A 3,664-nucleotide genomic window follows, 5' to 3' on the forward strand; every position below is an offset into this window, starting at 1 on the left:
CGGTCAAGGTGATCCGGCCCGGCGTGCGCCGCCGCTTCTTCCAGGATCTCGAAAGCTATTTCCTTGCCGCTCGCCTGCAGGAGAAATACATCCCCTCGTCCCGCCGGCTGCGGCCGGTCGAGGTCACCCAGACGCTGGCTCAGACCACCAAGATCGAGATGGATCTTCGCCTCGAGGCGGCGGCCCTCTCGGAGCTCGGCGAAAGCACCAGGCACGACCCCGGCTTTCGCGTGCCGTCCGTCGACTGGGAGCGTACCGGCCGCGACGTGTTGACCATGGAGTGGGTCGACGGCGTGAAGATGAACGACATTGCCGGACTGGTCGCGGCGGGCCACGATCTGAAAACCATCGCCACAAACCTGATCCAGTCGTTCCTGCGCCACACGCTGCGCGACGGATTTTTCCACGCCGACATGCATCCGGGCAATTTGTTCGTCGAGGCGAACGGCACCATCGTTGCCGTCGATCTCGGCATTGCCGGCCGGCTCGGCAAGAAGGAGCGCCGCTTCCTCGCCGAAATCCTCTACGGCTTCATCACGCGCGACTATTTGCGCGTCGCTGAGGTCCATTTCGAGGCCGGCTATGTGCCGCGCCAGCACAATGTCGCGGCCTTCGCGCAGGCGATCCGGGCGATCGGCGAGCCGATCCATGGCCAGCCGGCCGAGACCATCTCGATGGCCAAGCTTCTGACGCTGCTGTTCGAGGTTACCGAGCTCTTCGACATGGCGACGCGGCCCGAACTGATCCTGCTGCAGAAGACCATGGTGGTGGTCGAGGGCGTGGCGCGCACGCTCGACCCGGCCTTCAACATGTGGAAGACTGCCGAGCCGGTGGTCGGCGACTGGATATCAGGCAATCTTGGGCCGCGTGGCATGATGATGGATGCGCGCGATGGCGCCAAGGCGCTGCTGACGCTGGCCCGCCAGGTGCCCGAGCTTGCGGCGCGCACTGACCGGCTGTCGCGCGAGATCGACCTGATGGCCGAGCATGGCCTGCGCTTCGACGAGACCACTGCCCACGCCATCGGCAAGGCCGAAGCGCGCTACAGCCGTTCCGGCCGCTGGGCACTCTGGGTGATCGCGCTGACGCTGGTCTATATCGCCTGGAAGATGATCTGAGTCTCGGTGACAGCAGTGCCGGCATTGCTATCATTGAAAGCAACGCTTTCATGGACTAGGTTGAGGTAAGGAGCAAAAACATGAGCACACTTACCATCCGCAATCTCGACACCAACGTGAAGCAGAAACTGCGTGAGCGAGCTGCCGTGAGGGGAGTCTCAATGGAAGAGGAAGCGCGTAGCGTTCTTGCCAAGAGTGTTCTTTCGGACGGTGTGGACCAAGACCCTCGGGGAGAGTCACTCTATGCCGCGATTCGTAGGCTGGTTGAGCCCCATGGCGGTTTCGATGTCGAGTTGCCGGAGCGCGGCCCTACGCGCGAGCCACTGAAATTTGACTAACCATGTTCGTGCTGGATACGAATGTTATCTCGGAAACCTTCAAACCACGGCCGGATGCAGGGGTGGCTACCTGGATGGATAGCTCGCTCGCGACCCGCTCATATGTCACGGTGATGACCAAGGCAGAGCTGCTCGTTGGGCTTGCGAACATGCCGGACGGAACGCGTAAGGCTGCACTGGGTAGTGTCATCGGGGCCTTTTTCACCAAATGGCTCAAGACCCCAGTGCTCGCGTTCGGTGACCGCGAAGCCGAAGCATACGCGGAGATTGTTTCGAACAGACGATTTCTGGGACGTCCTATACGCGAATTTGACGCACAGATCGCCTCGGTTGCTCGCTCGCGGGGCTTTGCGGTGGTGACTAGAAATGTTGCTGACTTTTCCGATTGCGGTATCAGCATAGTCAATCCTTGGGAGGGTGCATGAGCCTCTCCGGCAAGCGCATCCTGCTCATCATCGGCGGCGGCATCGCCGCCTACAAAGCGCTGGATCTGATCCGCCGGCTGCGCGAGCGCGGGGCCGCGGTTCGGGTGGTCATGACATCGGCCGCGCAGGAATTCGTCACCACGCTGTCGGTCGGCGCGCTCTCCGCCGACCATGTCTTCACCGAGCTGTTCGACCGCAATGACGAACACGATGTCGGCCATATCAGGCTGTCGCGCGAGGCCGATCTGCTGGTGGTGGCGCCCGCCACCGCCGACCTGATGGCGAAGCTCGCAAACGGCCACGCCAACGATCTGGCCTCCACCGTGCTTGTCGCCACCGACAAGCCGGTGCTGATGGCGCCGGCCATGAACCCCAGAATGTGGGCGCATCCGGCCACCCGCCGCAACCGCGCGACGCTGCAGAAGGACGGCGTCACCTTCGTCGGCCCGGCCAGGGGCGAGATGGCCGAAAGCAATGAGGCGGGCGAAGGCCGCATGGCCGAGCCGCTGGAGATCGTTGCCGCGGTCGAGGCGCTGCTCGATGTCGGCCCCAGGCCGCTGTCGGGGCGCAAGATCATCGTCACCTCCGGCCCGACCCATGAGCCGATCGACCCGGTGCGCTACATCGCCAACCGCTCGTCCGGCAAGCAGGGCCATGCCATCGCGGCAGCACTGGCCAGGCTCGGCGCCGATGTGCGCCTCGTCTCCGGCCCTGTCGGCATCGCCGATCCCCCCGGAGTGAAGACCATTCACGTCGAGCGTGCGCAGGAGATGCGCGACGCGGTGGAACGGCTCTTGCCCGCAGATGCGGCGGTGTTCGTCGCCGCCGTGGCCGACTGGCGCACCGAGAACTCGGCCGGTGAGAAGATCAAGAAGGTCGCGGGCGAAGAGCCGCCGGTGCTGCGCATGGTCGAGAATCCCGACATTCTCGCCGGCGTCGGCCATCACAGCCAGCGACCCGGCCTGGTTATCGGCTTCGCCGCCGAGACACAGGATCTCCTGCGCAACGCCGAGGCCAAGCTCAAGAAGAAAGGCGCCGATCTCATCGTTGCCAACGACGTGTCGCAGGGAAGCGGCGTCGGCTCTTCGGGCGTGATGGGCGGCGATCGCAACCGGGTGCGGATCGTGTCAAAGGCCGGTGTCGAGGAATGGCCGGAGATGAGCAAGGACGAAGTGGCGGCTCGGCTTGCCGCCCTGATCGCCGAACGGCTTAAAACAATCGTCGTTTGACTGAAAAATGTTCTGCTGCAGTGACGCACCGCCCTGCCGCGAGACTGCGTTCAGGCGGCGCGCGCTTTAAGTCCTGCGGCTCACATCAATTGGTCAAAAGCTCCGCGGTCCGGGCAAGTGCGCCGGCGAAGCCGTTGAGCGGAATGGAAAAGCTCACCGCTTGTCCGGTGTCTGCCGCGAAAGCGTCGATCTTCAGCGTGGTGCCTGATTTCAGCAGCGGCGTGACAGTCGCATCGAACACCACCGGCACCAGACAGCCGACGACCTGGCAGGTGTTGAACGCCAGGCTGCCGTCCAGCTTCTGATCGTCGATGGTCAGGCTCACCCCCTTGGCCAGCGCCAGGCCGAACGGCAGCGCAAGCGTTCCCGTGGCATCCTCGCCGGTCTTGCTCGACAGCTCGATCGCCAGCAGGCGCTGATTGTTCTGCTTGTTGAATTGCTGATGCGACAGGCTGCAAGTTTTGGTCGCGCCTGATATCTGGCAATTGACCGTCCAGTCGCCGTGGGTTTCGGACAGTGCCGACGCGCCACCGGGCAACTGCGGCGCATCGGCG

General features: G+C 63.8%; 5 protein-coding genes. 4 read left to right on the forward strand and 1 reads right to left on the reverse strand.

Features of this window, described 5'->3' with window-relative positions; all coding sequences use genetic code 11:
- From EN932_RS31360 to coaBC, 4 genes are all read left to right on the forward strand, one after another.
- Nucleotides 1–1,118: AarF/UbiB family protein (locus EN932_RS31360; RefSeq protein ID WP_128369339.1), on the forward strand; the 1,118-nt coding region annotated here is incomplete at its 5' end.
- 80 nt (nt 1,119–1,198) lie between these two features.
- Nucleotides 1,199–1,456 (forward strand): plasmid stability protein, encoded by a 258-nt coding sequence (locus tag EN932_RS31365; RefSeq protein ID WP_013529622.1) that lies wholly within the window; start codon nt 1,199–1,201, stop codon nt 1,454–1,456.
- Between the two features lie 2 nt (nt 1,457–1,458).
- Nucleotides 1,459–1,881 (forward strand): type II toxin-antitoxin system VapC family toxin, encoded by a 423-nt coding sequence (locus EN932_RS31370; RefSeq protein WP_127368790.1) that lies wholly within the window; start codon nt 1,459–1,461, stop codon nt 1,879–1,881.
- Nucleotides 1,878–3,110 (forward strand): bifunctional phosphopantothenoylcysteine decarboxylase/phosphopantothenate--cysteine ligase CoaBC, encoded by a 1,233-nt coding sequence (gene coaBC / locus EN932_RS31375; protein ID WP_127368789.1) that lies wholly within the window; start codon nt 1,878–1,880, stop codon nt 3,108–3,110. The genes EN932_RS31370 and coaBC overlap by 4 nt, the downstream gene beginning before the upstream one ends.
- An 85-nt stretch (nt 3,111–3,195) precedes the next feature.
- Here coaBC and EN932_RS31380 read toward each other — a convergent pair.
- Nucleotides 3,196–3,664: invasion associated locus B family protein (locus EN932_RS31380; protein ID WP_128369340.1), on the reverse strand; the 469-nt coding region annotated here is incomplete at its 5' end.

This window comes from Mesorhizobium sp. M7A.F.Ca.US.002.01.1.1, assembly GCF_004022955.1.
Taxonomy (GTDB): Bacteria; Pseudomonadota; Alphaproteobacteria; order Rhizobiales; family Rhizobiaceae; genus Mesorhizobium; species Mesorhizobium ciceri.

Bases quoted from the DNA above. Each gene is read 5' to 3' on its own strand.
- EN932_RS31365 (WP_013529622.1), top strand. From the start codon at position 1,199: ATGAGCACACTTACCATCCGCAATCTCGACACCAACGTGAAGCAGAAA.
- EN932_RS31370 (WP_127368790.1), top strand. From the start codon at position 1,459: ATGTTCGTGCTGGATACGAATGTTATCTCGGAAACCTTCAAACCACGG.
- coaBC (WP_127368789.1), top strand. From the start codon at position 1,878: ATGAGCCTCTCCGGCAAGCGCATCCTGCTCATCATCGGCGGCGGCATC.